General features: G+C 71.9%; 25 protein-coding genes and 1 pseudogene. 14 read left to right on the top strand and 12 right to left on the bottom strand.

Translation table 11 applies throughout. The annotated features are described in order from the left end of the window. The coding region (locus VFN12_RS12680; RefSeq protein ID WP_325119063.1) for a ribonuclease H at positions 1–624 on the top strand (624 nt) is incomplete at its 5' end. Positions 625–661: 37 nt separating this feature from the next. After that, entirely contained in the window at positions 662–2,005 is a 1,344-nt protein-coding gene (locus VFN12_RS12675) for a protealysin inhibitor emfourin (RefSeq protein WP_325119062.1), read from the top strand. Positions 2,006–2,043: 38 nt separating this feature from the next. Here VFN12_RS12675 and VFN12_RS12670 read toward each other — a convergent pair whose 3' ends face one another. Further along, entirely contained in the window at positions 2,044–2,733 is a 690-nt protein-coding gene (locus tag VFN12_RS12670; protein ID WP_325119061.1) for an aspartate/glutamate racemase family protein, read from the bottom strand. A 29-nt stretch (positions 2,734–2,762) separates the two neighbouring features. After that, positions 2,763–3,506: an SDR family oxidoreductase gene (locus VFN12_RS12665; RefSeq protein ID WP_325119060.1), complete on the bottom strand. Its 744-nt coding sequence runs from the start codon at positions 3,504–3,506 to the stop codon at positions 2,763–2,765. A 103-nt stretch (positions 3,507–3,609) separates the two neighbouring features. On the opposite strand from VFN12_RS12665, the gene VFN12_RS12660 reads away from it, so the two are divergent. The 3 genes from VFN12_RS12660 to VFN12_RS12650 all read left to right on the top strand — a co-directional run bounded on the left by VFN12_RS12660 (position 3,610) and on the right by VFN12_RS12650 (position 5,822). After that, entirely contained in the window at positions 3,610–3,981 is a 372-nt protein-coding gene (locus VFN12_RS12660; protein ID WP_325119059.1) for a hypothetical protein, read from the top strand. A gap of 123 nt (positions 3,982–4,104) precedes the next feature. Further along, entirely contained in the window at positions 4,105–5,340 is a 1,236-nt protein-coding gene (gene mshA / locus VFN12_RS12655) for a D-inositol-3-phosphate glycosyltransferase (protein ID WP_325119064.1), read from the top strand. Beyond that, positions 5,337–5,822 (top strand): YbjN domain-containing protein, encoded by a 486-nt coding sequence (locus VFN12_RS12650; protein ID WP_325119058.1) that lies wholly within the window; start codon positions 5,337–5,339, stop codon positions 5,820–5,822. Before mshA ends, VFN12_RS12650 begins: the two co-directional genes overlap by 4 nt. Before the next feature lie 34 nt (positions 5,823–5,856). On the opposite strand, the gene VFN12_RS12645 is transcribed toward VFN12_RS12650, so the two are convergent. The 3 genes from VFN12_RS12645 to VFN12_RS12635 all read right to left on the bottom strand — a co-directional run bounded on the left by VFN12_RS12645 (position 5,857) and on the right by VFN12_RS12635 (position 8,731). Then, complete coding sequence (locus VFN12_RS12645) at positions 5,857–6,804, bottom strand: DMT family transporter (protein WP_325119057.1); 948 nt, start codon at positions 6,802–6,804, stop codon at positions 5,857–5,859. Positions 6,805–6,914: 110 nt separating this feature from the next. Beyond that, complete coding sequence (locus VFN12_RS12640) at positions 6,915–7,592, bottom strand: response regulator transcription factor (protein ID WP_325119056.1); 678 nt, start codon at positions 7,590–7,592, stop codon at positions 6,915–6,917. Next, a complete protein-coding gene (locus VFN12_RS12635; RefSeq protein WP_325119055.1) occupies positions 7,589–8,731 on the bottom strand; it encodes a sensor histidine kinase in 1,143 nt (380 codons plus the stop codon). The genes VFN12_RS12640 and VFN12_RS12635 overlap by 4 nt, the downstream gene beginning before the upstream one ends. A 121-nt stretch (positions 8,732–8,852) precedes the next feature. Here VFN12_RS12635 and phoU point away from each other — a divergent pair, with 121 nt between their 5' ends. Then, positions 8,853–9,503: a phosphate signaling complex protein PhoU gene (gene phoU / locus VFN12_RS12630; RefSeq protein WP_325119054.1), complete on the top strand. Its 651-nt coding sequence runs from the start codon at positions 8,853–8,855 to the stop codon at positions 9,501–9,503. A 102-nt stretch (positions 9,504–9,605) separates the two neighbouring features. Here the strand turns inward: phoU and VFN12_RS12625 are convergent, their stop codons facing one another. The 3 genes from VFN12_RS12625 to VFN12_RS12615 are packed head-to-tail and all read right to left on the bottom strand — an operon-like array spanning position 9,606 to position 11,764. Beyond that, the gene (locus tag VFN12_RS12625) at positions 9,606–10,349 is read right to left on the bottom strand and encodes a phosphoglyceromutase (protein ID WP_325119053.1); all 744 of its coding nucleotides are present in this window, start codon (positions 10,347–10,349) and stop codon (positions 9,606–9,608) included. Between the two features lie 6 nt (positions 10,350–10,355). Beyond that, the gene (locus VFN12_RS12620; protein WP_325119052.1) at positions 10,356–10,874 is read right to left on the bottom strand and encodes a hypothetical protein; all 519 of its coding nucleotides are present in this window, start codon (positions 10,872–10,874) and stop codon (positions 10,356–10,358) included. A 29-nt stretch (positions 10,875–10,903) separates the two neighbouring features. Beyond that, the gene (locus tag VFN12_RS12615; RefSeq protein WP_325119051.1) at positions 10,904–11,764 is read right to left on the bottom strand and encodes a UbiA family prenyltransferase; all 861 of its coding nucleotides are present in this window, start codon (positions 11,762–11,764) and stop codon (positions 10,904–10,906) included. Positions 11,765–11,942: 178 nt separating this feature from the next. On the opposite strand from VFN12_RS12615, the gene VFN12_RS12610 reads away from it, so the two are divergent. Further along, positions 11,943–12,428 carry a CarD family transcriptional regulator gene (locus VFN12_RS12610; RefSeq protein WP_325119050.1) on the top strand — a complete coding sequence of 162 codons (486 nt, stop codon included), beginning with the start codon at positions 11,943–11,945 and terminating at the stop codon, positions 12,426–12,428. Positions 12,429–12,466: 38 nt separating this feature from the next. Continuing rightward, positions 12,467–12,985 (top strand): 2-C-methyl-D-erythritol 4-phosphate cytidylyltransferase, encoded by a 519-nt coding sequence (locus tag VFN12_RS12605; RefSeq protein ID WP_325119049.1) that lies wholly within the window; start codon positions 12,467–12,469, stop codon positions 12,983–12,985. Between the two features lie 54 nt (positions 12,986–13,039). Here the strand turns inward: VFN12_RS12605 and VFN12_RS12600 are convergent, their stop codons facing one another. After that, positions 13,040–13,720, bottom strand: coding sequence for an IspD/TarI family cytidylyltransferase (locus VFN12_RS12600; RefSeq protein ID WP_325119048.1), 681 nt, complete (start codon positions 13,718–13,720; stop codon positions 13,040–13,042). 90 nt (positions 13,721–13,810) lie between these two features. On the opposite strand from VFN12_RS12600, the gene nirD reads away from it, so the two are divergent. Then, the gene (nirD, locus tag VFN12_RS12595) at positions 13,811–14,170 is read left to right on the top strand and encodes a nitrite reductase small subunit NirD (RefSeq protein ID WP_325119047.1); all 360 of its coding nucleotides are present in this window, start codon (positions 13,811–13,813) and stop codon (positions 14,168–14,170) included. 3 nt (positions 14,171–14,173) lie between these two features. On the opposite strand, the gene VFN12_RS12590 is transcribed toward nirD, so the two are convergent. Next, the gene (locus VFN12_RS12590; RefSeq protein ID WP_325119046.1) at positions 14,174–15,082 is read right to left on the bottom strand and encodes an alpha/beta hydrolase; all 909 of its coding nucleotides are present in this window, start codon (positions 15,080–15,082) and stop codon (positions 14,174–14,176) included. A 92-nt stretch (positions 15,083–15,174) separates the two neighbouring features. Continuing rightward, a complete protein-coding gene (ispF, locus tag VFN12_RS12585) occupies positions 15,175–15,660 on the bottom strand; it encodes a 2-C-methyl-D-erythritol 2,4-cyclodiphosphate synthase (protein WP_325119045.1) in 486 nt (161 codons plus the stop codon). A gap of 31 nt (positions 15,661–15,691) precedes the next feature. Here ispF and VFN12_RS12580 point away from each other — a divergent pair, with 31 nt between their 5' ends. Beyond that, positions 15,692–17,254: a molybdopterin-dependent oxidoreductase gene (locus VFN12_RS12580; protein WP_325119044.1), complete on the top strand. Its 1,563-nt coding sequence runs from the start codon at positions 15,692–15,694 to the stop codon at positions 17,252–17,254. After that, positions 17,254–18,024 carry an SDR family NAD(P)-dependent oxidoreductase gene (locus VFN12_RS12575; RefSeq protein ID WP_325119043.1) on the top strand — a complete coding sequence of 257 codons (771 nt, stop codon included), beginning with the start codon at positions 17,254–17,256 and terminating at the stop codon, positions 18,022–18,024. Before VFN12_RS12580 ends, VFN12_RS12575 begins: the two co-directional genes overlap by 1 nt. Positions 18,025–18,195: 171 nt before the next feature. On the opposite strand, the gene VFN12_RS12570 is transcribed toward VFN12_RS12575, so the two are convergent. After that, a complete protein-coding gene (locus VFN12_RS12570) occupies positions 18,196–19,431 on the bottom strand; it encodes a C39 family peptidase (protein ID WP_325119042.1) in 1,236 nt (411 codons plus the stop codon). Positions 19,432–19,525: 94 nt separating this feature from the next. Here VFN12_RS12570 and cysS point away from each other — a divergent pair, with 94 nt between their 5' ends. The 3 genes and pseudogenes from cysS to VFN12_RS12555 form a co-directional block, all read left to right on the top strand. Beyond that, on the top strand, positions 19,526–20,950 hold the full coding sequence (cysS, locus tag VFN12_RS12565; protein ID WP_325119041.1) for a cysteine--tRNA ligase: 1,425 nt from the start codon (positions 19,526–19,528) through the stop codon (positions 20,948–20,950). 1 nt (position 20,951) lies between these two features. Further along, a complete protein-coding gene (gene rlmB, locus VFN12_RS12560; RefSeq protein WP_325119040.1) occupies positions 20,952–21,902 on the top strand; it encodes a 23S rRNA (guanosine(2251)-2'-O)-methyltransferase RlmB in 951 nt (316 codons plus the stop codon). A 20-nt stretch (positions 21,903–21,922) separates the two neighbouring features. Then, positions 21,923–22,137: pseudogene (locus VFN12_RS12555) on the top strand (hypothetical protein); the annotation flags it as partial.

Genomic DNA, 22,137 nt, shown 5'->3' with positions numbered 1-22,137 from the left:
CCGGATCACCGTCGACGACTGGGGCCCGGTGGCGACCGGCGGCTTCCCGGCGCGGCTCTCGCGCGACGCATGACGCTGGTCGCGGCGGCCGACGGGTCCGCCCTCGGCAACCCCGGGCCCGCCGGGTGGGCGTGGTACGTCGACGACGACTGCTGGGCCAGCGGCGGCTGGGCCCATGGCACCAACAACATGGGTGAGCTCACCGCTGTGCTCGACCTGCTGGAGCAGACCGCCGGGCTCGAGGACGACCTGCTCGTCTACTGCGACTCGACCTACGCCATCAAGGCGATCCGGGAGTGGCTGCCCCGCTGGAAGCGCCGCGGCTGGAAGAAGGGTGACGGGAAGCCGGTCGCCAACCTGGAGATCATGAAGGCGCTCGACCGGGCCATCGCGGGGCGGCGGCACCGGGTCCGGTTCGAGTGGGTCAAGGGGCACAGCGGGCACGAGCTCAACGAACACGCCGACCGGCTGGCCAACGCCGCCGCGCTGGCACACCAGCAGGGCCGCGACCCGGAGCCCGGACCCGGCTTCGGCGCCGGCGGATCGGCTCACGCCTTCGAGGTGACCGTGCCGCCGCTGCCGGACCCCGAGCTCGACCTGTTCGCGCCGGCCGAGGAGCCCTGACCTTGCTCGTGTCGGTGGGCGTCGGTAGGCAGGGACCATGACGTCGATGCTCAGCCCGGCGAGGTGCGGCTTCGTGCCGCCGTACCTCCTCCGCCAGATCGCGGGAACGGTCCCGGCCGCCGCAGCGGGCTGTACCGCCGCGCTCGCCGTCGACGAGGGTTTCCGCGCGCGGCGCACGGAGCCTCAGCCGCCTCCGGTGGCCGGAGCCAGGGCGGGAGCAGCGTGGACGATCCACACCGCAGATCACGGGACATCCCTTCCCGGCCGGCCCGTCCGGTCCACCGGTCAGCCCGAGACCGGGGACGAGGCGGTCGACGAGGCGGCCGTCGGCGTGAGGGGAACGCTCGCGCTCTTCGCCGAGGTCTACGGGCGCGCCTCCTACGACGGTGCCGGCGCCCCGGTGAGCGTGACCGTGCACTACGGCCGGGACTACGTCAACGCGTTCTGGGACGGCGCCCAGCTGGTGTTCGGCGACGGTGACGGCAAGGTCTTCGGCCGGTTCACCCGGCCCGTCGACGTGCTCGGTCACGAGTTCGCCCACGGCGTCGTCCAGCACACCGCCGGCCTGGTCTACGAGGGGCAGCCGGGGGCGCTGAACGAGTCGCTGGCCGATGTCTTCGCCGCCTGCCTCAAGCAGCGTCTCCTCGCGCAGACCCCCGCGCAGGCCGACTGGCTGGTCGGCGAGGGGCTGTTCCTGCCGGGCGTGAGGGCCCGGGCCCTGCGCGACATGGCAGCTCCGGGGACGGCCTACGACGACCCGATGCTGGGCAAGGACCCGCAGGTGGGTCACCTGGACGACTACGTCGACACCGCCGACGACAACGGCGGCGTTCATCTCAACTCCGGCATCCCGAACCGCGCCTTCCAGCTGGCCGCCACCTCGATCGGCGGCAACACCTGGGCGGGCGCCGGCGCGATCTGGTACGCCGCACTGACCAGCACCGCCGTCGGACCCCAGACCGACTTCGCCGGCTTCGCGGCCGCCACGATCGCGGCAGCGGGCGACCACGCCGAGGCGGTCTCCTCCGCCTGGGCCGCGGTCGGGGTCTCCGCCGGGTCGTCAGGCTCCGCGCCCGTCGAGCCGGTCGGTTCGACCGCGGGTGGCGTCGTCGCCGTACGCCGCTCCGGCGGCTTCGTCGGCGCGACAGTCGAGGGTCACGTCGACCTCGACGACCCCGACGACCCCGACGACGACGTGGTGGCCGAGGTGCGCGAGCTCGTGGGCCGGATCGACCTCGCGGCAGCCGCCGCCGGGCGTCCACACCCGGACATGTACTCCTACGTCTTCGACCTCGGCGGCACCCGCGCCACCGTGCCCGAGCAGCACCTCACCCCGGAGCTGCGCCGACTGGCCGACCTGCTCCTGGATCGCTCCCGATAGCTTCACCCGGTCCGGGCGGCCGGGTGAGGTGGGACCGGTCAGCTGAGCGCCCGGTCGAGCGCGGCCTCGACGTGGAGCGAGGTGCAGGGAAAGACCGGCAGCTCGACGTCGGGCTGCTTGATGAGCAGCTCCAGCTCGGTGCAGCCGAGGAGCACACCGCCCGCGCCGGCGTCCCAGAGCTCCTCGACGATCTCGACCACCCGGCGGCGGGTGCGGGGGAGCACGTGGCCGTGCACGAGCTCCTCGTAGATCGCGGCGTTGAGCCACTCATGATGCTCCTGGGCAGGCACGATGGCCTCCACGCCCTGCCCGGCCAGGCGGTCGATGAAGAACCGGTCCTCCATGGCGACCTTGGTGCCGATGAACCCGACCTTGGTCACGCCCTGGTCGATGCACGCCTTCGAGACGACATCGGCGAGGTGGACCAGCGGGATCCCGACCGCGGCCTCCACCTGGTCGGCCACCTTGTGGAACGTGGTGGTGCAGAGCAGCAGGAAGTCGGCCCCGGCGCGCTCCACGCCCCGACCGGCCTCGGCGAGCAGCTCGCCGATCTGCTGCCATCGCTCGGCGTCCTCGAGGTCGGTGACCTCGGCGAAGTCGACCGTGCTGAGCACCAGCTTGGGCGAGGACAGCCCGCCGAGCCGCTCCTGAACGCCGAGGTTGAGGTCGCGGTAGTAGACCGCGCTGCTCTCCCAGCTCATCCCGCCGACGAGTCCGATGGTCTGCACGCGGGCAGTCTGCCACGGACGAGGACGCCTCAGACGCGGTGCACCTTGTGCTGGGCGGCCTGCGCGCGGGGGCGGATCACGAGCTCGTCGATGTTGACGTGGCTGGGCCGGGTGGCAACCCAGGCGATGGCGTCGGCGATGTCCTCGGCCACCAGCGGGTCCGGTACGCCGGCGTACACGGAGTCCGCCTTGTCCTGGTCACCGCCGAACCGGACCAGCGAGAACTCGTCGGTGCGGACCATGCCCGGCGCGATCTCGGTGACCCGGATCGGCTCGCCGCACAGCTCGAGCCGCAGCGTCTCGGTGAGGACCTGGGTGCCGTGCTTGGCGGCGGTGTAGCCCCCTCCGCCCTCGTAGGCGATCCGCCCTGCGGTCGAGCCGACGTTGACGATCACTCCGTCGCCGCTCTCCCGGAGCGCAGGCAGCAGGGACTGGGTGACCTGCAGGACGCCGATCACGTTGACGTCGTACATCGCCCGCCAGTCGCTGGGTTCCGCGGACTCCACCGGGTCGGACCCGAACGCGCCGCCGGCGTTGTTGACCAGCAGGTGCAGGACGCCACCGACACCGGCCGCCAGCTCGCGCACGGAGTCGGGATCCGTCACGTCGCAGGCCACGGCCCGCCCCCCGATCTCGGTGGCGAGGGCCTCGATCCGGTCGGTACGCCGGGCGGCGCAGATGACGTCGTACCCCTCGTGGGCGAGCGACCGCGCGGTGGCCGCTCCGATCCCGCTGCTGGCGCCGGTCACGACGGCAATGCGTGTCTGGTCCATGCCCAGATTGTGCACACGGATGTTTGGAACCCGCCCACCGGTGGCAGACTGACCTGTCGATCGACCGGACTTCAAAGAGTGGAGCCCCATGAACGTGCGTGCCATGGCCCGTGTCGCAGGACTGATCGGCGGTGGCTGCTGGGTGGCCCGGCTGCTGCTCGACCGCACCGCCGGCGGCGGTGAGATGGTGGACTTGCTGTACTGGGTCGGCCTGGTGCCCGTGTTCGTGGCGCTCTTCGGCCTCGGAACGATGTTCGTCAACAAGGGTGAGATCTGGCTGCAGGTGATCGTCGGCATCGCGTTCCCGCTGCTGGTCTGGTCGCTGGTCGAGGTGCTGCACTCGGCAGCCGACCCGGCCCTCATCGACGCGGTCGTCGGCCTGCTGATCGCCGGAGCCGCCCTGCGTGTGCTCGGTCACTCCGGCAGTGGGGACGAGAAGCCCCCGAGGCGCCACGCCGGAGCCCACGCCCGCTGAGCCGCCACCCCGGGACGCCGTTTGGGAATGCGGAACACTGGCCCCGGGTTGGGTCAGGAGGACCGACCCGGAGGTGTGAAGGTGACTTCTGCGATCACGGACCAGGCGATCGACCGCCTGGCGATGATCAGCCTGCACACCTCCCCGCTGGACCAGCCGGGCACCGGTGACGCGGGTGGCATGAACGTCTACGTCATCGAGCTGGCCCGCCGTCTGGCCGCCCGGGGCATCGAGGTCGACATCTTCACCCGGGCCACCTCCTCCGCCCTGCCCTCGGTCGTGGAGGCCGGCGAGGGGGTGAGCGTGCGCCACATCCACGCCGGCCCCTTCGAGGGCCTGACGAAGGGCGAGCTGCCCTCCCAGCTGTGCGTGTTCGCCCGCGAGGTGCTCAGGTCCGAGGCGGCCCAGCCGGTCGGCCACTACGACGCGGTGCACTCCCACTACTGGCTCTCCGGGCAGGTGGGGGCGCTCGCCCGAGACCGCTGGGGTGTCCCGCTCGTCCACTCGATGCACACGATGGCCCGGGTCAAGAACGACGCCCTCGCCGTCGGCGACACCCCCGAGCCTGCGTCCCGGGTGATCGGGGAGCAGCAGGTGGTCGAGGCCGCCGACATGCTGATCGCCAACACCGACATCGAGGCCAAGCAGCTGATCAACCTGTACGACGCCGATCCCGGCCGGGTCGAGGTGGTCCACCCCGGCGTGGACCTGTCGGTCTTCCAGCCGATCGACGAGCGGGCGGCCCGTCGTTCGCTCGGCCTCCCCGACGACGCCGCCGTGCTCATGTTCGCCGGCCGCATCCAGCCGCTCAAGGCGCCGGACGTGCTGCTGCGCGCGGTGGCCGTCCTGCTCGACGAGACCCCGTCCCTGCGGTCCCGCCTGGTGGTGCCCGTCGTCGGCGGACCGTCGGGCAGCGGTCTCGAGCATCCCGAGTCCCTCGCCCAGCTCGCCGACGAGCTAGGTGTCGACGACGTCGTCAGGTTCGTGCCCCCGGTGGCGCAGGCCGAGCTGGCCCGCTGGTGCGCCGCCGCCACGCTGGTCGCCGTACCGTCGTACAACGAGTCGTTCGGCCTGGTCGCCGCCGAGGCGCAGGCCACCGGCACCCCCGTCATCGGCGCAGCCGTGGGCGGGCTGACGACGGTCATCCGCGACGGCCACAGCGGCCTGCTGGTCGACGGCCACGAGCCGCGGGACTGGGCCAACGCGATGCGCCGTGTCCTGGAGGACGACGCCCTGCGGTCCCGGCTCCAGGCGGGCGCGGTGAGGCAGGCGGAGCTGTTCTCATGGGAACGGACCGCGCAGCGCACCCTCGACGTCTATCGCCGGGCCCGGGCGACCCAGCTGGACGCCGTGTCGTGACGGCCGAGGCGATCCGGAGCTACCTCGACGACAACGAGATCGAGTACGCCCAGGTGGGCGACGGGAGCTTCTCGATCACCCTGCCCGGTGAGAAGAAGCTCCAGACCCCGGTCCGGCTCGATGTCGGACCCCACGCGCTCGGGATCCACGCGTTCGTGTGCCGCAAGCCGGACGAGAACCACGAAGGCGTCTACCGCTGGCTCTTGCAGCGCAACCTCAAGATGTACGCCGTCTCCTTCGCCCTCGACGCGGTCGGCGACATCTACCTCGACGGCCGGCTGCCCCTCTCCGCCGTCACCCCGGAGGAGCTCGACCGGCTGCTCGGATCGGTGCTGTCCTACGCCGACGAGTCGTTCAACGCCATCCTCGAGCTCGGCTTCGCCTCCTCGATCCGCAAGGAGTGGGAGTGGCGACGGCTGCGCGGCGAGTCGACCCGCAACCTCGAGGCCTTCCGCGGCTGGCTCGAGACCGACGACCGTTGAGTCGGGGATTCCTGCTCATTGAGTAGGGGATTCCTCACCGTTGAGTGGGGGACAAACGACTGCTCTCGCCCGCTTGCGGACCGGCAGCGTCGTCCGGCTCAACCCGAGGACGGGGCCTGCGGCGCGCGACGGCCACGCCGACCAGGGCAAGCGCGCCGCCGGCGTACGCCATCGCGGGGGGAGCCTCGGCGAGGAAGATCACGCCGAGGACGATCGTGATCGGGGGCACGAGGTACGTCGTGACGCCGAGGTTGCCGGCCGACATGTGGCGCAGCGCGTAGGCGTAGGTCGTGAACGCGATCGCCGTCGGGAACACTCCGAGGTAGACCAGCCACCAGATCGAGGACAGTGGCGCCGCGGCCGCCTCGCGGACCAGCGACCCGGCGAACGGCAGGCAGGACAGGGTGCCCACCGTGCAGGCCAGCCAGGTGATCTGGACGGCCGGGAGCCGGCCGACCAGCGGCTTCTGCAGGATCAGGCTGACCGAGTAGACGGCCGCCGACAGCAGGCACAGGAGTACGCCGACGACGTCGCTGCTGCCACCGGGGCTGGCGGAGAGGGCGATCACGGCGACCCCGCCGAACCCGAGGGCCAGCCCGATTCCGAGATGGACGGTGAACCGCTCGGACAGGAAGATCGCGGCCAGGGTGGCGATGAGCAGCGGCGCCAGCTGGATCAGCATCGCCGCCGTCCCCGCGTCGACCCGCTCCTCGCCGGCGTTGAGCGCGACGTTGTAGACGCCGAACCACAGCACCCCGATCACGACGATCGGCAACAGGTCCCGGCGTGCGAGCCGCGGGCGACCCAGGCCCAGGGCCGGCACGGCCAGGCACACGGTCGCGACGACCAGGCGACCCAGCGCCATGGCTCCGGGTGAGAAGTCGTCGGCCAGGTGCCGGATCGCGACGAACGCGGACGCCCAGAACACCAGCGTGCACGTCACGGCAGCGACGGGGAGCCAGGTCCGGGGCGGGCGGTTCATGCGTCCAGCCTAGGGAGCCCCTCCGGTCGGCAACACGCGGTTATCGGACGTCGTTGCGCGACATCCCGCCAGTGGACAGGTCGGCGCGCTGGGTCACGGATCCCGGGGGGTCACAGGTCCAGCTTGTAGCCGAGCCCCCGGACCGTGATCAGCAGCCGGGGATCGGAGGGATCGGGCTCGAGCTTGCTGCGCAGCCGCTTGACGTGCACGTCGAGGGTCTTGGTGTCGCCGACGTAGTCCGAGCCCCACACCCGGTCGATCAGCTGTCCGCGGGTCAGCACGCGGCCGGGGTTGCGCAGGAACATCTCCAGCAGCTCGAACTCCTTGAGCGGCAGCTTCTGCTCGGCCCCGTCGACGGTGACCACGTGCCGCTCGACGTCCATCCGCACCGGCCCGGCCTCGAGGGTCATCGGCGCCAGGTCGGGCTCGACCCCCCGGCGCAGCACCGCCCGGATCCGGGCGACGAGCTCCCGCGGGGAGTACGGCTTGGTGACGTAGTCGTCGGCGCCGAGCTCCAGACCGACCACCTTGTCCACCTCGTCGTCCTTGGCGCTGACCATGATCACCGGGACGTTGGAGGTCTGCCGGATCTGCCGGCACACCTCGGTGCCCGGGAGTCCGGGCAGCATCAGGTCGAGGAGGACGACGTCTGCTCCGTTGCGGTCGAACTCGGTGAGCGCGTCGGGGCCGGTGGCCGCCAGTGCGACCTCGTACCCCTCCTTGCGCAGCATGTAGGCGAGGGCATCGCTGTAGCTCTCTTCGTCCTCGACGACGAGTACTCGTGTCACGCGCTGGTCTCCTGGGGCTGGGAGGAGTGGTGCCGGGGCAGGCTCAGGGTGAACGTGGAGCCGTGTCCCTCGACCGACCACACGCGGACGTCGCCACCGTGGGTGGCCGCGACGTGCTTGACGATCGAGAGGCCGAGACCGGTCCCACCCGTGGACCGGTGCCGGGCGGGGTCGATGCGGTAGAAGCGCTCGAAGATCCGGTCCATCTCGTCGGCGGGGATGCCGATGCCCTGGTCGACGACCGAGATCTCGACGGTGTCCTCGGCCTGCTTGGCGGTGACCAGCACCGTGGATTCCTCACCGGAGTAGGCGACGGCGTTGGCGACCAGGTTGGACACCGCGGCCGCGACCTGCTCGGTGTTCCCGAACACCTCCAGGCCCTTGGTGCCACCGGTGACCAGGGCGATCTTGCTCGTGTCGGCGTCGATCGCGCTGGCGTCGACTGCCGCGGCGATGACGTCGTCCACCGACACCGGGACGGGAGCCTCCAGCGGGTCGTCGCCCTGCAGTCGGGACAGCTCGATGATCTGCTGGACGAGCCGGGTGAGGCGGTCGCTCTCGGTGAGCATGCGGCCGCCGAAGCGTTTGACTGCCTCGGGGTCGTCGGCGGCGTCGAGGACCGCTTCGGCCAGCAGCCGGATGGCCCCGATCGGCGTCTTCAGCTCGTGGCTGACGTTGGCCACGAAGTCGCGTCGTACCGCCTCGACCCGGCGCTCCCGGGTGCGGTCCTCGATGAGCGCCAGTACCAGCCGGGCGCCCAGCGGGGCCACGCGGGCCGTGACGTGGCGTGCCGGCATGTTGGTGCGTGAGAGCAGCAGCTCGGTCTCACGGATCTGGCCGTCGCGGCGGACCTGGCGGACCAGCGAGGTGAGCTCCTCGGCGACCAGGACGTTGCCGCGGACCAGGCCGAAGGCGTACGCCGGCGCGGAGGCCTTGAGGACGGTGTCGTCGTCGCCGACGACCACCGCGCTGCTGCGCAGCACCGAGAGGACGGTCGCGACGGCGGGTGGGACAGCCGGCTCCTCGGGCTCGGGGACGAACGAGTGCTGGCGGTCGCTGATGGCCCAGGCGAGCACCGCGCCGCCGGCAACGACGGCTCCGATGAGCGCGGCGAGGAAGGCCTGCGTCGTCGGGTCCACACCAGAATCGTACGCAGGGTTTCATCGTGGATTCGTCCGCGGAGTCGCCGCAGGCACGACTGTTCACCCGGCGTTCACGCGCTCGTCCACGCCCGTCATCCCTGCTGCCTACCATCAGGGCATGCGCGACGCCTTCCACGAACAGCTCCAGTCCGTCTTCGCCGACCTGGCCGGCATCTGCCGCAGCGTCGAGACCGCTGTGCACCTGGCCACCGAGGCCCTGCTCACCGGTGACGCCGAGATCGCCGAGCGGGTCATCAGCGCCGACGTCGACATCGACCTGGCCCGGGAGCACGTCGAGGAGACCGCCTTCTCGATCCTCTCGCTCCAGCAGCCGGTCGCCGGCGACCTGCGGATCGTGGTCTCCGCGCTCCGGATGGTCAGCGAGCTCGAGCGGATGGGCGACCTGTCGGTCCACGTCGCCAAGATCGCGCGACTGCGGGTGCCCCACGTGGCGGTGCCCGAGGAGATCCGCCCGACCATGGCCCGGATGGGGGAGGTGGCCGAGGACATGGTGTCCCGTGTCTCCCGGATCATCGTCGGGCTCGACGTCGAGGCGGCCATCGAGCTGGGCCGCTCCGACGAGATCATGGACCAGCTCCGGCGCCGGAGCTTCACCGAGCTGCTCGGCGACAACTGGACGCACGGCGTCGAGGCTGCCGTCGACCTCGCGCTCCTGGGGCGCTACTACGAGCGGATCGCCGACCACGCGGTCTCGGTCGCCAACCGCGTCGTGTACGTCGTCACCGGCGACCTCCCCGCCCGCGTCTGACCCGTCCCACTCGTTGAGTTGGGGAAAAGTGACCCTTGAGTCGGGGATCCGATCCCCGACTCAAGGGACGGGAATCCCCAACTCAACGAACTGGGCGGGAGGTCAGCGGCCCTGGTTCGCGACGGCCGCGGCGGCCTCGGCCGCCGCCTCGGGGTCGAGATACTCGCCACCGGGGACGGTCGGAGACAGCGAGTCGTCGAGGCGGTAGACCAGCGGCATGCCGGTCGGGATGTTGAGGCCGGTGATGTCCTCGTCGCTGATCTGGTCGAGGTGCTTGACCAGGGCGCGCAGGCTGTTGCCGTGGGCGGCGAGCAGCACGGACTTCCCCGCCTCCAGGTCGGGAACGATCCCGGACTCCCAGTAGGGGAGGAAGCGCTCCACGACGTCCTTCAGGCACTCCGTGCGGGGGAGCTCCGGCCCGAGGTCGGCGTACCGGGGGTCACCCGCCTGCGAGTACTCATCGTCGTCGTCGAGCGGCGGGGGCGGCTCGTCGAACGAGCGACGCCAGCGCATGAACTGCTCCTCGCCGTACTGCTCGAGGGTCTGCTTCTTGTCCTTGCCCTGCAGCGCGCCGTAGTGGCGTTCGTTGAGCCGCCAGGAGCGGCGAACCGGAATCCAGTGCCGGTCGGCGGCGTCGAGGGCGAGGCCGGCGGTGCTGATCGCCCGCCGCTGCAGCGACGTGTGGACCACGTCGGGGCGCAGCCCGGCCTCGCGCAGCTGCTCGCCACTGCGCACGGCCTCCTGCTCGCCCTTCGCGCTGAGGGCCACGTCGACCCAGCCGGTGAAGAGGTTGCGGGCGTTCCACTCGCTCTCGCCGTGGCGGAGCAGGATCAGCGTCACAGCCATCGGCGGTCAGTGCTCGGCGGGGGCGGACTCGGGCTCGCACTGCTCGGCCGAGGGTGGCCCGTCCAGCCCCTCGTAGGTTCCGCAGTTGGTCACCACCGGTACGTCGACCTCGATCTGCTCACCGTCACCGAACTGGAGGACCAGGGGGACGAACTCGCCGGCGGTGACCTCGCCGCTCACCTCGATGCCGCCCTCGTCCGCGAGGTTGACCAGCCCGCCGGCCGGCACCTCGATGGGAGAGAAGTCGCCGATGGTGAGCCCCGACTGGTCCGATCCCTCGAGAGACTCGACCGTCGCCGGCTCGTCGGTGCTGTTGTTGGCGAAGGAGGCGACGAAGGTGCCCGAGCCGTCCTCGGCGGAGACGACGACCGCACCCAGGACGTCGACGGAAGCGTCGCGGACGTTGACGCCCGCGGCCGGCGTGTAGAGCCGGTCGGTCGCGTAGTCGAACCCGCAGGAGGTGATCAGGGGCGCGCAGAGTGCGAGGGCACTGGTCGCCAGCGCAAGGGTGCGTCGCTGAGGCATGGCCGAAGCCTAGCGGCCTCGCCGGTCGCTCATTGAGCCAGCCCGACCCGGCTCCCGGTGAGGAGCAGTCCGGCGACGACCAGGACCGTGACGACGATCGTGATCCACAGCAGGCGGGGGGCGCCGAGGCGCAGCGCCACCCGCAGCGGCAGGTGCCGGAAGCCGTCCTTGTTGTCGGCGACCAGGCCCGGCAACGCCCTCAGGAAGTGGACGCAGACCCCCAGGGCGGCGGCCAGCGCCGTGATCGCGATCTCGGGTGGGGCGCCGAACGCCTCGCCACCCCACCCGCCGTAGGAGAGGAACGCGGGATAGAGGGCGTAGGACACCGCCCAGGGCAGCCACGACAGCAGGCCCTTGCGGAGGACGAGGTTGCCCAGCAGGGAGACCACGAGCGCGGCCAGGTAGGCGATGCCGGCCGTGACGCCGTTGCCGATGGCGAGGGGTATGACGAGCAGCGCCGCGCACGCGATCGCGAACCAGGCCGTGCCTGGCTCGAGCAGGCCCTGGGCGAGCGGCTTCCCCGACGTTTCGTGGCTGGCGTCCCGCTTCCGGTCCACCAGGTCGTTGTGCCAGCCGACGATCGCCTGGCCGACCAGCACCGTGACGAAGACGAGTCCCATCTCGCGGGTCGGTCGACCGGCCAGGGCGGCCACGGCGGCGAGCCCCGCGGCGGTCAGGAAGGCCTGCTTGGGGTGGGCCGCCTGCAGCAGCATCAACGGTCCGGCCTGGCGCCAGGTGCGGTTGACCGGGGGTGCGGCGGGGGGCATCGCCGGCGGGGGCGCGGCAACCGCGGACGCACCCGCGGTGGCGGCGCTGCGCGGCTCGGGCTCCGGCCGCGTCGACGTGGCCGGAGCCGCCTGCTTCCTCCGGGCACGCCTGATCGACACCATGCCCGCAGTATCGACCACGGGCACTCCCCGGTGGGCCGATTGTCGCCAAATCGTCGGCGCCCACCACACGAGACCCGTTTCTGTCAAGCCCGGATTCGGCCTCTGACCTGCACAAACGGCGTGAGGAGGGGGTGCACGGCCGTGTTAGACTAGTCACCTAGGAAGGGGTACTTCACACATGACCTTTACCGTCGGCGAAACGGTTGTCTATCCAAATCACGGGGCCGCAGTCATCGAGGACATCGAGACTCGGAAGATCAAGGGGGAGGACCGGCAGTACCTCGTCCTCCGCATTGTTGCCCAGCAGGACCTGGTCGTGCGGGTGCCTGCGTGCAACCTCGACCTGGTCGGGGTGCGGGACGTAGTCGACAAGGACGGACTCGACCGTGTGTTCGACGTCCTCCGTGCCGAGCACGTCGAGGAGCCGACCAACTGGTCGCGCCGCTACAAGGCGAACCTCGAGAAGCTGCACAGCGGCGACGTCATGAAGGTGTCGGAGGTCGTCCGCGACCTGTGGCGCCGTGAGCGTGACCGCGGCCTGTCCGCGGGTGAGAAGCGGATGCTGGCCAAGGCTCGTCAGATCCTGGTGTCCGAGCTGGCGCTCGCGGAGCACACCAACGAGGACAAGGCCGAGGCCATCCTCGACGAAGTTCTCGCTTCCTGAACGACATCTCGACCCTCGGTCGCCGCGCCCTGGGCGCGGTGATCGAGGTCGATCGGGGCTCGCTCCCGTTCACGCTCATCCACGGTGAGGCCCTCGTCGCCTGCGCGTCGTGGGCGCTCGACGAGGCCGGGGTCACCCAGGTCGACCTGGCCACCGAGTGGTCCGTGGTGGCCGACACCGACGAACCCTTCGTGCTGCACGACTCGCTGTGCCCGATGACGCCGCCCGCGTTCCTGGTCGACTGCGTCGCCCGCGCCGACGAGGACGGCTGTGTCGTGGTCGGCGTGCGCCCGGTCACCGACACCGTGAAGCAGGTGGCCGGCGGTGTCGTCGGAGACACCGTCGATCGCGCCACCCTCTGGTCGGTCGCGTCCCCGATCGTGCTGCCCGGACCGGTCGTGCAGGCCATGGAGCGGCACTCCGTGGCCGACTTCGCCGCCCTCGTGGAGGCGCTGCGGTCCGACTACCGGGTCGAGTTCGTCGAGGCCCCGGTCAGCGCGGCGCGGGTCTCGTCGGAGGACGACGTACGACTGCTGGAGGCGCTGACGTCTCGATAGTCCCTCACGAAATGGTGCCTGCCTCCGGCGTGTCGACCACCATTTCGTGAGGGACTATCGGGCCTGGGCGAGGCGGGCGGCGAGGCTGACGTCGTCGGGGAAGGTGATCTTGAGGTTGCCGGACGTCGAGGGCACGGCCGCGATCCGCAGGTCGCCGTACCTCTCCAGGCAGCCGGCGGTGTCGGTCCCCTCGAAGCCGTCCGCGTCGGCGGCCCGGTACGCGGCGAGCAGGGTGTCCGCGCGGAACGCCTGCGGCGTCTGCACTGCCACCAGGTCGCCCGGCAGCGGCCCGCCGTCGGCGCGGACGACCTGGGCGAGGGGGACGACGGGCAGCGCGCCGCCGTGCTCCCGGGCTGCCTCGATCGTGTCGGTGAAAAGGCGTGGCCCGGCCATCGGCCGTGCCCCGTCGTGGATCGCCACCACGTCGATCGAGCCGGACTCGATCTCCGGGGCGAGCGCGCGCAGCGCGGCCCACTCCGAGGCGTGCCGGGTCTCGCCGCCCGCGACGACCCCGACCTCGTCGGCTCCCAGGTGCGGCACCACCGCGTCCGCGACGGCGTCCTCCTCCCCCGGACGTACGACGAGCAGCACGCGCCCCACGTCGGGGACCGCCAGGGCCGCGGCGATGGACCAGGCCACCACCGGGCGGTCCCCCAGGGGCAGCAGCACCTTGTTGAGCTCCGCACCCACCCGCGACCCGGTGCCGGCGGCGAGGATCACGACGGCGGCGGGCACGCTGGCAACCTAGCCGACCCACGGCAACGCGTGACACCGGTGTTACACGGCGCGCGACCACCGGAAACCATCGGCGACGAGGGTGGCTCCGTGAGTCGCGACAGGGCGGACGAGGAGTGGCGGCCGGTGTGCCGGCTGGAGGACCTGGTGGCCGAACGTGGCGCGACCGCACTGGTCCATGGCCAGGCGGTCGCGCTTTTTCGTACCCACGACGACGAGGTCCATGCGCTCGGCAACCACGACCCGTTCGAGAAGAATTCCTGCCTGGCCCGTGGGATCGTCGGGACCCGGGGCGACGTGAGGTTCGTGGGGTCGCCGGTGCACCGGCACGCCTTCGACCTGAGGACCGGTCGCTGTCTCGAGGACGCCGAGGTCGGTGTCCCGGTCTACGACGTCCGCGTGGAGGAGGGCGTCGTGCTGGTGGGCCGTCGGAAGGCGCCGAGCGCCTGAGGCTCAGACCGGAGCGGCGACGGCCTCGCGTGCTCGCGCGGAGGCCAGGGCCCCGGTCACCAGGTCGTCCAGCTCCTCCGAGACCAGCCGGTCCCGCTCCAGGGGCAGCATGTGCCCGGCTCCGGGAGCGATCACCAGCCTGGCGGAGAGGATGCCTGCCGCGATCCTGCGGGCGTGGGCAACCGGGGTGAGGACGTCGCGGTCGCCGACCAGCACGCAGGCCGGGATCCCGTCGAACGCCGGCAGCGCCGCGGCCCGATCGTGGGTCATGAAGTCGCGGTAGAAGCCCGCCATCGTGGCCGGGGGGCAGTTGATCAGCTGGTCGATCACCAGGCCGCAGTCCCGCAGCCGCATCGGGCGACCGAACAGGAAGCGGTGCACGACCTCGGCCTCGATCCGTGGGCTCCGGCGGCGGACCTTGCGGGAGAGCAGGCGTGCCCGGGCCGCGAGCACTCTCGGGATCTGGGCCTTCACCCACCGGCCGGCCTCGGGCAGGCCGAGCGTGACGGAGTCGAGGTCGCCGGACGAGGTCGACACGAACAGCACGCCGTCGGTCCGGGCCAGGATGTCGGGACGCTGCTCGGCCAGGGCCAGCGTCGCCATCCCGCCGATGGAGTGGCCCGCGATGACCAACCGCCCGGTGCCGGCGTGGAGGTCGATGACGTCGGCCATGTCGCGACCGAGGTTCTCGATCGTGCACGCGCGAGCGGGGGCCGGGTCGGACGCGCCGTGCCCGCGGTGGTCCCAGGTCACGATCCGCACGTCGTGCCCGAAGGAGTCGAGCAGGTCGCGGACCTGGTAGTGCCAGTCGTCCATGTCAGCGGTCCAGCAGTGCGCCAGGACCACGGTCACCCGGGCGTCATCGGATCCGCGCAGGCGCACCGCCAGCTCGAGTCCGTCGTGGGTCCTCATCTCAGCTCCGATCTCCTCCCGCCGCCATTCTGGCGTCCCGCGGCCCGGCGGTGGCGGGTGTCCAGATCGGTGGACAGCACGGCCGCAGGTGGTCAGACCAGGAGCGCGGTGGCGATGGCGGCGATCCCCTCACCCCGGCCGGTGAGTCCCAGCCCGTCGGTCGTGGTGGCCGACACCGTCACCGGCGCACCCACGGCCCCGGACAGGGCCGACTCCGCCTCGGCCCGTCGGGCCGTCAGGCGGGGCCGGTTGCCGATCACCTGGATCGCCACGTTGCCGATCTCGTGGCCGGCTTCACGGACCCGGCGGGCCGTCTCCTCCAGCAGCGCCGTACCCGTCGCGCCCGCCCACGCCGGGTCCGCCGTACCGAAGTTGCTGCCGAGGTCACCGAGGCCCGCTGCCGAGAGCAGGGCGTCGCATGCGGCGTGGGCGGCCACGTCGCCGTCGGAGTGCCCCTCGAGCCCCTGGGGCTCGTCCGGCCAGGTGAGGCCGGCCAGGGACATCGGGCTCCCGTCGACGAGGCGGTGCACGTCGGTCCCGATGCCGACGCGGAACGGGGGGCGCGGGGTTCGTTGCACGGGCCGATCATGCCTGAGCCACAATCGAGGCGTGAGGACGTTGCGCAGCGCGTGGCCGCTCGCCGGGCTCGTGGCGGGGTTCGCCGGCCTGGCGACGAGCTATCTCGTCGCGATGGCGTTGTCGGTCCGGGAGTCCCCGGTGATCGCGGTCGGCGAGCTCGTCATCCGTTACGTCCCCGGCGACCTGGCCGAGCGAGCCATCCAGGTGCTGGGGCACTGGGACAAGCCGGCGCTGCTGATCGGCATCTTCGTGATCCTGGGCGTCCTCTTCGCCTACGCCGGCCACCTGGCGCGGGAGTCGTGGGCGCGGGCCCTGATCGTCTTCGGGCTGCTGGCCGCGGTGGGCGCGACCGCGGTGGCGCTCCGCCCCGGGACCACGGTGGTCAACTACCTGCCCGTGGCGGTGGGTCTCGTGACCTGGCTCGTGTGCCTCTCGCTCCTCACCGAGCCGCTCCGGGTGGCGCCGGACGCCGAGGAGGCACCCGGACCGCAGGCGGAGCCCGGGGCGGACGAGAAGATGTCGGACTCGTCGCGGCGGGCGTTCCTGATCCGTGCCGGGGTGCTGTCGGCGGTGGCGGTCCTCGCCGGAGGTGCCGGACGCCTGGTCAGCCGGGGGCGGCGCCAGCTCGAGGAGACCCGGAGGCTGCTGAAGCTGACCGGGATCAGCGAGCCGCGCGTCCCCCGGTCGGCGACGGTGGGAGTGCCCGGCGTCGCGACCTGGGACACGCCGAACGACGAGTTCTACCTGATCCACACCGCGATCGTGACCCCCACCATCGAGCCCGGTGAGTGGCGCCTGCGGATCCACGGGATGGTCGACCGGGAAGTGGTTCTGACCTACGAGGACCTGCTCGACCGGCAGCGCACCGAGGCGTGGATCACCCTGAACTGCGTGTCGAACCGGGTCGGGGGAGACCTGATCGGCAACGCCTGGTGGGGCGGCGTTCGTGTGGCCGACCTGCTGGCGGAGGCCGGCGTGCACGAGGAGGCGGACGCGGTCCTGCAGACCTCGGAGGACGGCTGGAACTGCGGCACCCCGCTCGCGGCCCTCACCGACGACCGGGACGCGATGCTCGCCCTGGCGATGAACGGTCGGCCCCTCCCGATCGACCACGGGTTCCCGGTCCGGACGATCGTGCCCGGGCTCTACGGCTACGTCTCCGCGTGCAAGTGGGTGGTCGACATGGAGGTCACCCGCTTCGACCGGATCCAGTCCTACTGGACCGCGAAGGGCTGGGGCGAGCAGGGCCCGGTCAAGATCGCCTCCCGCATCGACGTACCCGCCTCGGGGGACAAGGTCACCGTCGGCGAGGTGACCTTCGCCGGCGTGGCCTGGCACCAGCACGTCGGCATCAGCGGGGTCGAGATCTCCGTGGACGGCGGCGAGTGGCAGGCTGCCGACGTGGCACCAGGACCGTCCGACGACACCTGGGTGCAGTGGGTCGTGACGACCCAGGTGGAGCCCGGTGACCACCTGGTCAAGGTGCGGGCCAGGGGCAAGGACGGTGAGGTGCAGACAGAGATCGAACGCGACGTGCTCCCCGACGGGGCCACCGGTCACCACGAGATCGACTTCACGGCCGAGCCCGCCTGATGACCGACTTCGCCGAGCACAAGGGCGCCGCCCTGATCATCGGGGGCAGCGGCGGCATGGGCTCCTCGATCGCCCGGCTCCTCTCCCAGCGCGGCTCGCACGTCGCCCTGACCTACCTCTCCGACCTCGACGGGGCCGAATCCGCGGTCTCGGCAGCGCGTGGCTGGGGGGTCCGCGCGTCGGCGTACCCCCTCGACGTGACCCACCCCGACGCCGCGGCGGAGGTGGTCGACCGCGTCGTGGAGGAGTACGGCGGCCTGCACACGCTCATCCACGCCGCGGGGCCGGATGTGCCGATGGTGCACCTGTCGCAGGTCGCGCCTCCCACGATGGCGGCCCAGCTGGGCGCGGACGCGGCCGGGTTCTTCAACGTCGTGCAGCCCGCGCTCCCGTACCTGCGCCAGTCCCAGGGCTGCATCGTGGCGGTCACGACGGCTGCGACCGCCCGCTACCCGGTGCGCGACGGGCTCTCGTCGGTCCCCAAGGGCGCGGTCGAGGCGCTGGTCCGCGCACTCGCGGCCGAGGAGGGACGCTTCGGCGTGCGGGCCAACTGCGTGGGGCCCGGGATGCTGACCGACGGCATGGCGGCCCGCCTGATCTCGTCGGGCGACCTCTCGCCCGAGGCGCTCGACGTCGCCCGCGCCAACATCCCCATGCGACGGTTCGGAAATGCCGTCGACGTCGCCGAAGCGGTGTGCTTCCTGGCCTCGGACCGGGCCGGGTTCATCTCCGGTCAGAAGCTCGATGTCGACGGTGGGTACGGCGTCTGAGCAGCGGCGTGCGAGGAACGAGCGCGCCGCGTGGGCTCAGGCGGATTGAGCAAGCGCGAGCGGGTCGAAATCCAGTGAGGTGCGCAGGGCGGCGACCCAGGTCACCAGGTGGTGCGGGGTTTCGTGGCTCAGGCGCTGGGCGCCTTCGCACCTCGACCCCGGGCCGTTACATCACCAATTCGTGTGACGGGCGGGGTGGGGCAGGGGGTGGGCGAGGTCCCGGATCACGTAGACCAGCCCGCCCGACGTCGGGATCCACGCGTCCTCGAACTGCCCCCGGGCATAGGTACGACGCACGCGGGCCGCCGACCGCGCCGCGGGGTCGTTGACGATCACGTCTCCGGCCGCTGTGAACCCCACGATCACCAGCAGGTGACCGTTGGTGGAGGAGATCGGAGCGCCGTCGAGCTCGCCTCGCCCGAACGAGACGGACGCCACCAGGGGGATGCCCGCTTCGATGAAGCGACGCGCCTCCCGCAGGTTCCGCAGCCGGGTGACGAAGGCGTCCTCGGTCCGGGTCGCGGCGTAGGCGGTGTTGAACGGCCAGTTCCCGGTGCCGCGGTAGGCGGCGTCGTAGGTCGACCGGGCCGCGTGGTCCACCCACGGTGCGGCATGTCCGTCCGGCACCCAGCCGTACTCCCCGGCCCGGGGGAGGGCGTCGTAGCGCCCGAGGACCATGGACGTCGCGGTCGGGGAGCACCACGCCCGGCCGCCGCCGCCCCACCTGGGGTAGTGGCCGCGGTGCACCATCTGCGAGTAGCGAGGAACCGACAGGACGACGCGCGGCCGCGAGCCGGGAGCCGAAGTGGCCACCCCGCTCACCCGCGGCAGCCGGCTGGACATGGCGCCGACGCCGTCGACCCTCGGGCTCGGCGCACCCTGGCCGCGCATCAGCAGCACCCGGAGCTGCCAGTCGGCGATGCGGGCGGTGGTGCGCCAGGTGTCGACGTTGACCCCGGCCAGGTCGTCCCCCTGGGCGGGAACGGAGGTGCGCCGGATGAACCGGTCGCCGGAGGCCCAGCGGCCGAGGACGTCCCAGCTGGAGGTGCGCCCGCCTCCGGTGCGCCCGCGCACCTGGACCTCGATCCAGCTGTTGCCGGGCGTGCGGGCGTCCCATGAGGCGATCAGCTCGGTGAGGTCGAACCCCGGGGTGCGCCACGGCGAGACCCACTGGGCGACGTCGTACTGCTGCCGGGCGTATCGCCGGGTGGCCACCGGCGTCTCCATGACCAGCCGGCCACGGTTCACCACGACGCCCTGCAGGTCTCCGGCCGCGAAGTCCGCGGCGCTCGTCCAGCCGGTGTAGTCGATCCTCCGCGGCACGGGGGCAGCGGCGGCAGGAGCAGCCGGCACGACCGGTGCGACCAGGGCCGCTGCGAGGGCGCCCGCGAGGAGGGATCTGAGCACCCCACGACGATATCCCCGGCTGGCCACTCCTGTCCCACGAGTCACAGAACCCGACGATGCGTGCCGCGAGCGCCCCCATCCCTAGACTTGCCGCGTGAACTTCCGGCTCTACGACACCGCGTCGCGCGCGGTCCGCGACTTCGTCCCCCTCGAGGAGGGGCAGGCGGGCGTCTACGTCTGCGGACTGACGGTGCAGTCGGAGCCGCACGTGGGGCACGTGCGGTCGGCGGTGAACTTCGACGTCCTGCGCCGGTGGCTCACCGCGTCCGGGTACGACGTGCAGTTCATCCGCAACGTCACCGACATCGACGACAAGATCCTGATCAAGGCGGCCGAGAACGGCCGCCACTGGTACAACCTCGCCTACTCGATGAAGCGCGAGCTCGACAAGGCGTACGACGCGCTGAACGTCCTACCGCCGACCTACGAGCCCGGCGCCACGGGCCACGTCCCCGAGATGCTCGAGCTGATCGGCGAGCTCATCGCTCGCGGCCACGCCTACGCGGCCGAGGACGGCTCCGGAGACGTCTACTTCGACGTCCGCTCGTGGCCGTCCTACGGCGAGCTGACGCACCAGCGGATCGACGACATGGAGGCGGCCCAGGACGCCGACCCGCGGGGCAAGCGCGACCCCCGCGACTTCGCCCTGTGGAAGGGCTGGAAGAAGGAGTCCGAGCCGGAGACCGCGGCCTGGCCGTCGCCGTGGGGCCCGGGTCGGCCGGGTTGGCACATCGAGTGCTCGGCCATGGCGGAGAAGTACCTCGGCCCGGCCTTCGACATCCACGGCGGCGGCGTCGACCTGCGCTTCCCCCACCACGAGAACGAGCAGGCCCAGTCCCGGGCGGCCGGACACCCGTTCGCGTCGTACTGGATGCACAACGCGTGGATCACCACCGCCGGCGAGAAGATGTCGAAGTCGCTCGGCAACTCGCTGCTCATCCCCAACGTGCTGGAGCGGGTCCGCGGGATCGAGCTGCGGTTCTACATGGTCTCGGCCCACTACCGCTCCCACGTCGAGTTCTCCTACGAGGCGCTCGACGAGGCGGCCACCGCGTTCCGCCGGATCGAGGGGTACGTCGAGCGGGCCACGGCCCTGGTCGGCGAGCTCCCCGAGAGCGGCCCGGCGTGCGCCGACTTCGTGCAGGCCATGGACGACGACCTCGGTACCCCGGCCGCGGTGGCGGCGATCCACGAGGTGGTCCACGAGGGCAACAAGCTGCTGCCCGGGGGAGCGGGCCCTGCGTTGCGGGGCAATCTCGCCAGCGTCCTCGGGATGCTCGACATCCTCGGCCTCCACCCGGCCGACCCGGCCTGGCGGTCCGGTGGCGCAGCCGACGAACGGCTGGGCCATGCGGTCGACGTCCTGGTCGCGGGCCTGCTCGAGCAGCGTGAGGCGGCCCGTCAGGGCAAGGACTTCGCCACCGCCGACGCGATCCGGGACCGGATCAAGGCCGCCGGCATCGAGATCGAGGACACGCCGAGCGGCCCCGCGTGGTCGCTCGCGGGAAGCGACGACTGACGTGGCCGGTAATTCGCAGCGCAAGGGCGCGATCCGCAAGAGCGGCAAGAAGCCCGCCGCCGGTTCGGGTGGCCGGGTCCGGCGCGGGCTCGAGGGCAAGGGCCCCACGCCCAAGGCCAAGGACCGACCCCACCACAAGGCCCACCAGCAGCGGCAGAAGCAGGAGAAGGCCCGGGCGACCCGCGCGCGGAAGGGCCCGGCCACGGGCGACTCCGAGTGGGTGGCCGGTCGCAACTCGGTCGTCGAGGCGCTGCGCGCCGGCATCCCGGTGACCGGCGTCTACGTCGCCGAGGGCGCCCAGCGCGACGGCCGGCTGCGCGAGGCGTTCAGCCTGGCCGCCGACCAGGGCGTGAGCCTGCTGGAGGTCACCTCCGGCGAGCTGGACCGGATGACCGGCGGTGCGGTCCACCAGGGGCTGGCCGCCCGGATCCCGGCCTACGAGTACGCCCACCCCGACGACCTGCTCGACCTGGCGGCCGAGCGAGGCGAGCCGCCGCTGGTGGTAGCGCTCGACTCGGTGACCGACCCGCGCAACCTGGGGGCGGTCATCCGCAGTGCCTCCGGCTTCGGGGCCCACGGCGTGGTGCTCCCCGAGCGGCGGGCAGCGGGCATGACCGCCGCGGCCTGGAAGACCAGCGCCGGTGCCGCCGCCCGGGTCCCGGTCGCCCACACGGTCAACCTGGTGCGTCAGCTCAAGGCCTACCAGCAGGCCGGCTGCATGGTCGTCGGCCTGGCCGCCGACGGTGAGGTCAGCCTGCCCGACCTCGACCTCGCGGACGGACCGCTCGTCCTCGTGGTCGGCTCGGAGGGCAAGGGCCTCTCGCGCCTGGTGTCCGAGACGTGCGACCAGCTGGTGTCGGTGCCGATGTCCAGCCGCCTGGAGTCCCTCAACGCGGGCGTCGCGGCGGGCGTCGCCCTCTACGCCATCGCCCAGGCCCGGACCGGAACCTGAGCCCCCGTTACGGTTGAAGCATGGACCGCGGACGGCTGCTCCGGGGACTCGCTCTGGCCGCACTCTGGCTGGTGGTCACCGTCACCGTCGGGATGGCGATCTTCCTCGGCAGCACCCGGACGGTCGTGCTGGCAAGTCACGACGCGGTGCTCCGTCCCACCCTCGACGGGTACGTCGTCCTCCGCACCGGCCCGGTCCTGCCGGACCTGAGGCTGGACTCGGGGTCCCGGGTGGG

The organism is Nocardioides sp. (genome assembly GCF_035703625.1).
GTDB lineage: Bacteria > Actinomycetota > Actinomycetes > Propionibacteriales > Nocardioidaceae > Nocardioides.
The sequence above is the reverse complement of the archived record's forward strand: the minus strand, read 5'-3'. Positions and strand labels throughout refer to the sequence as shown.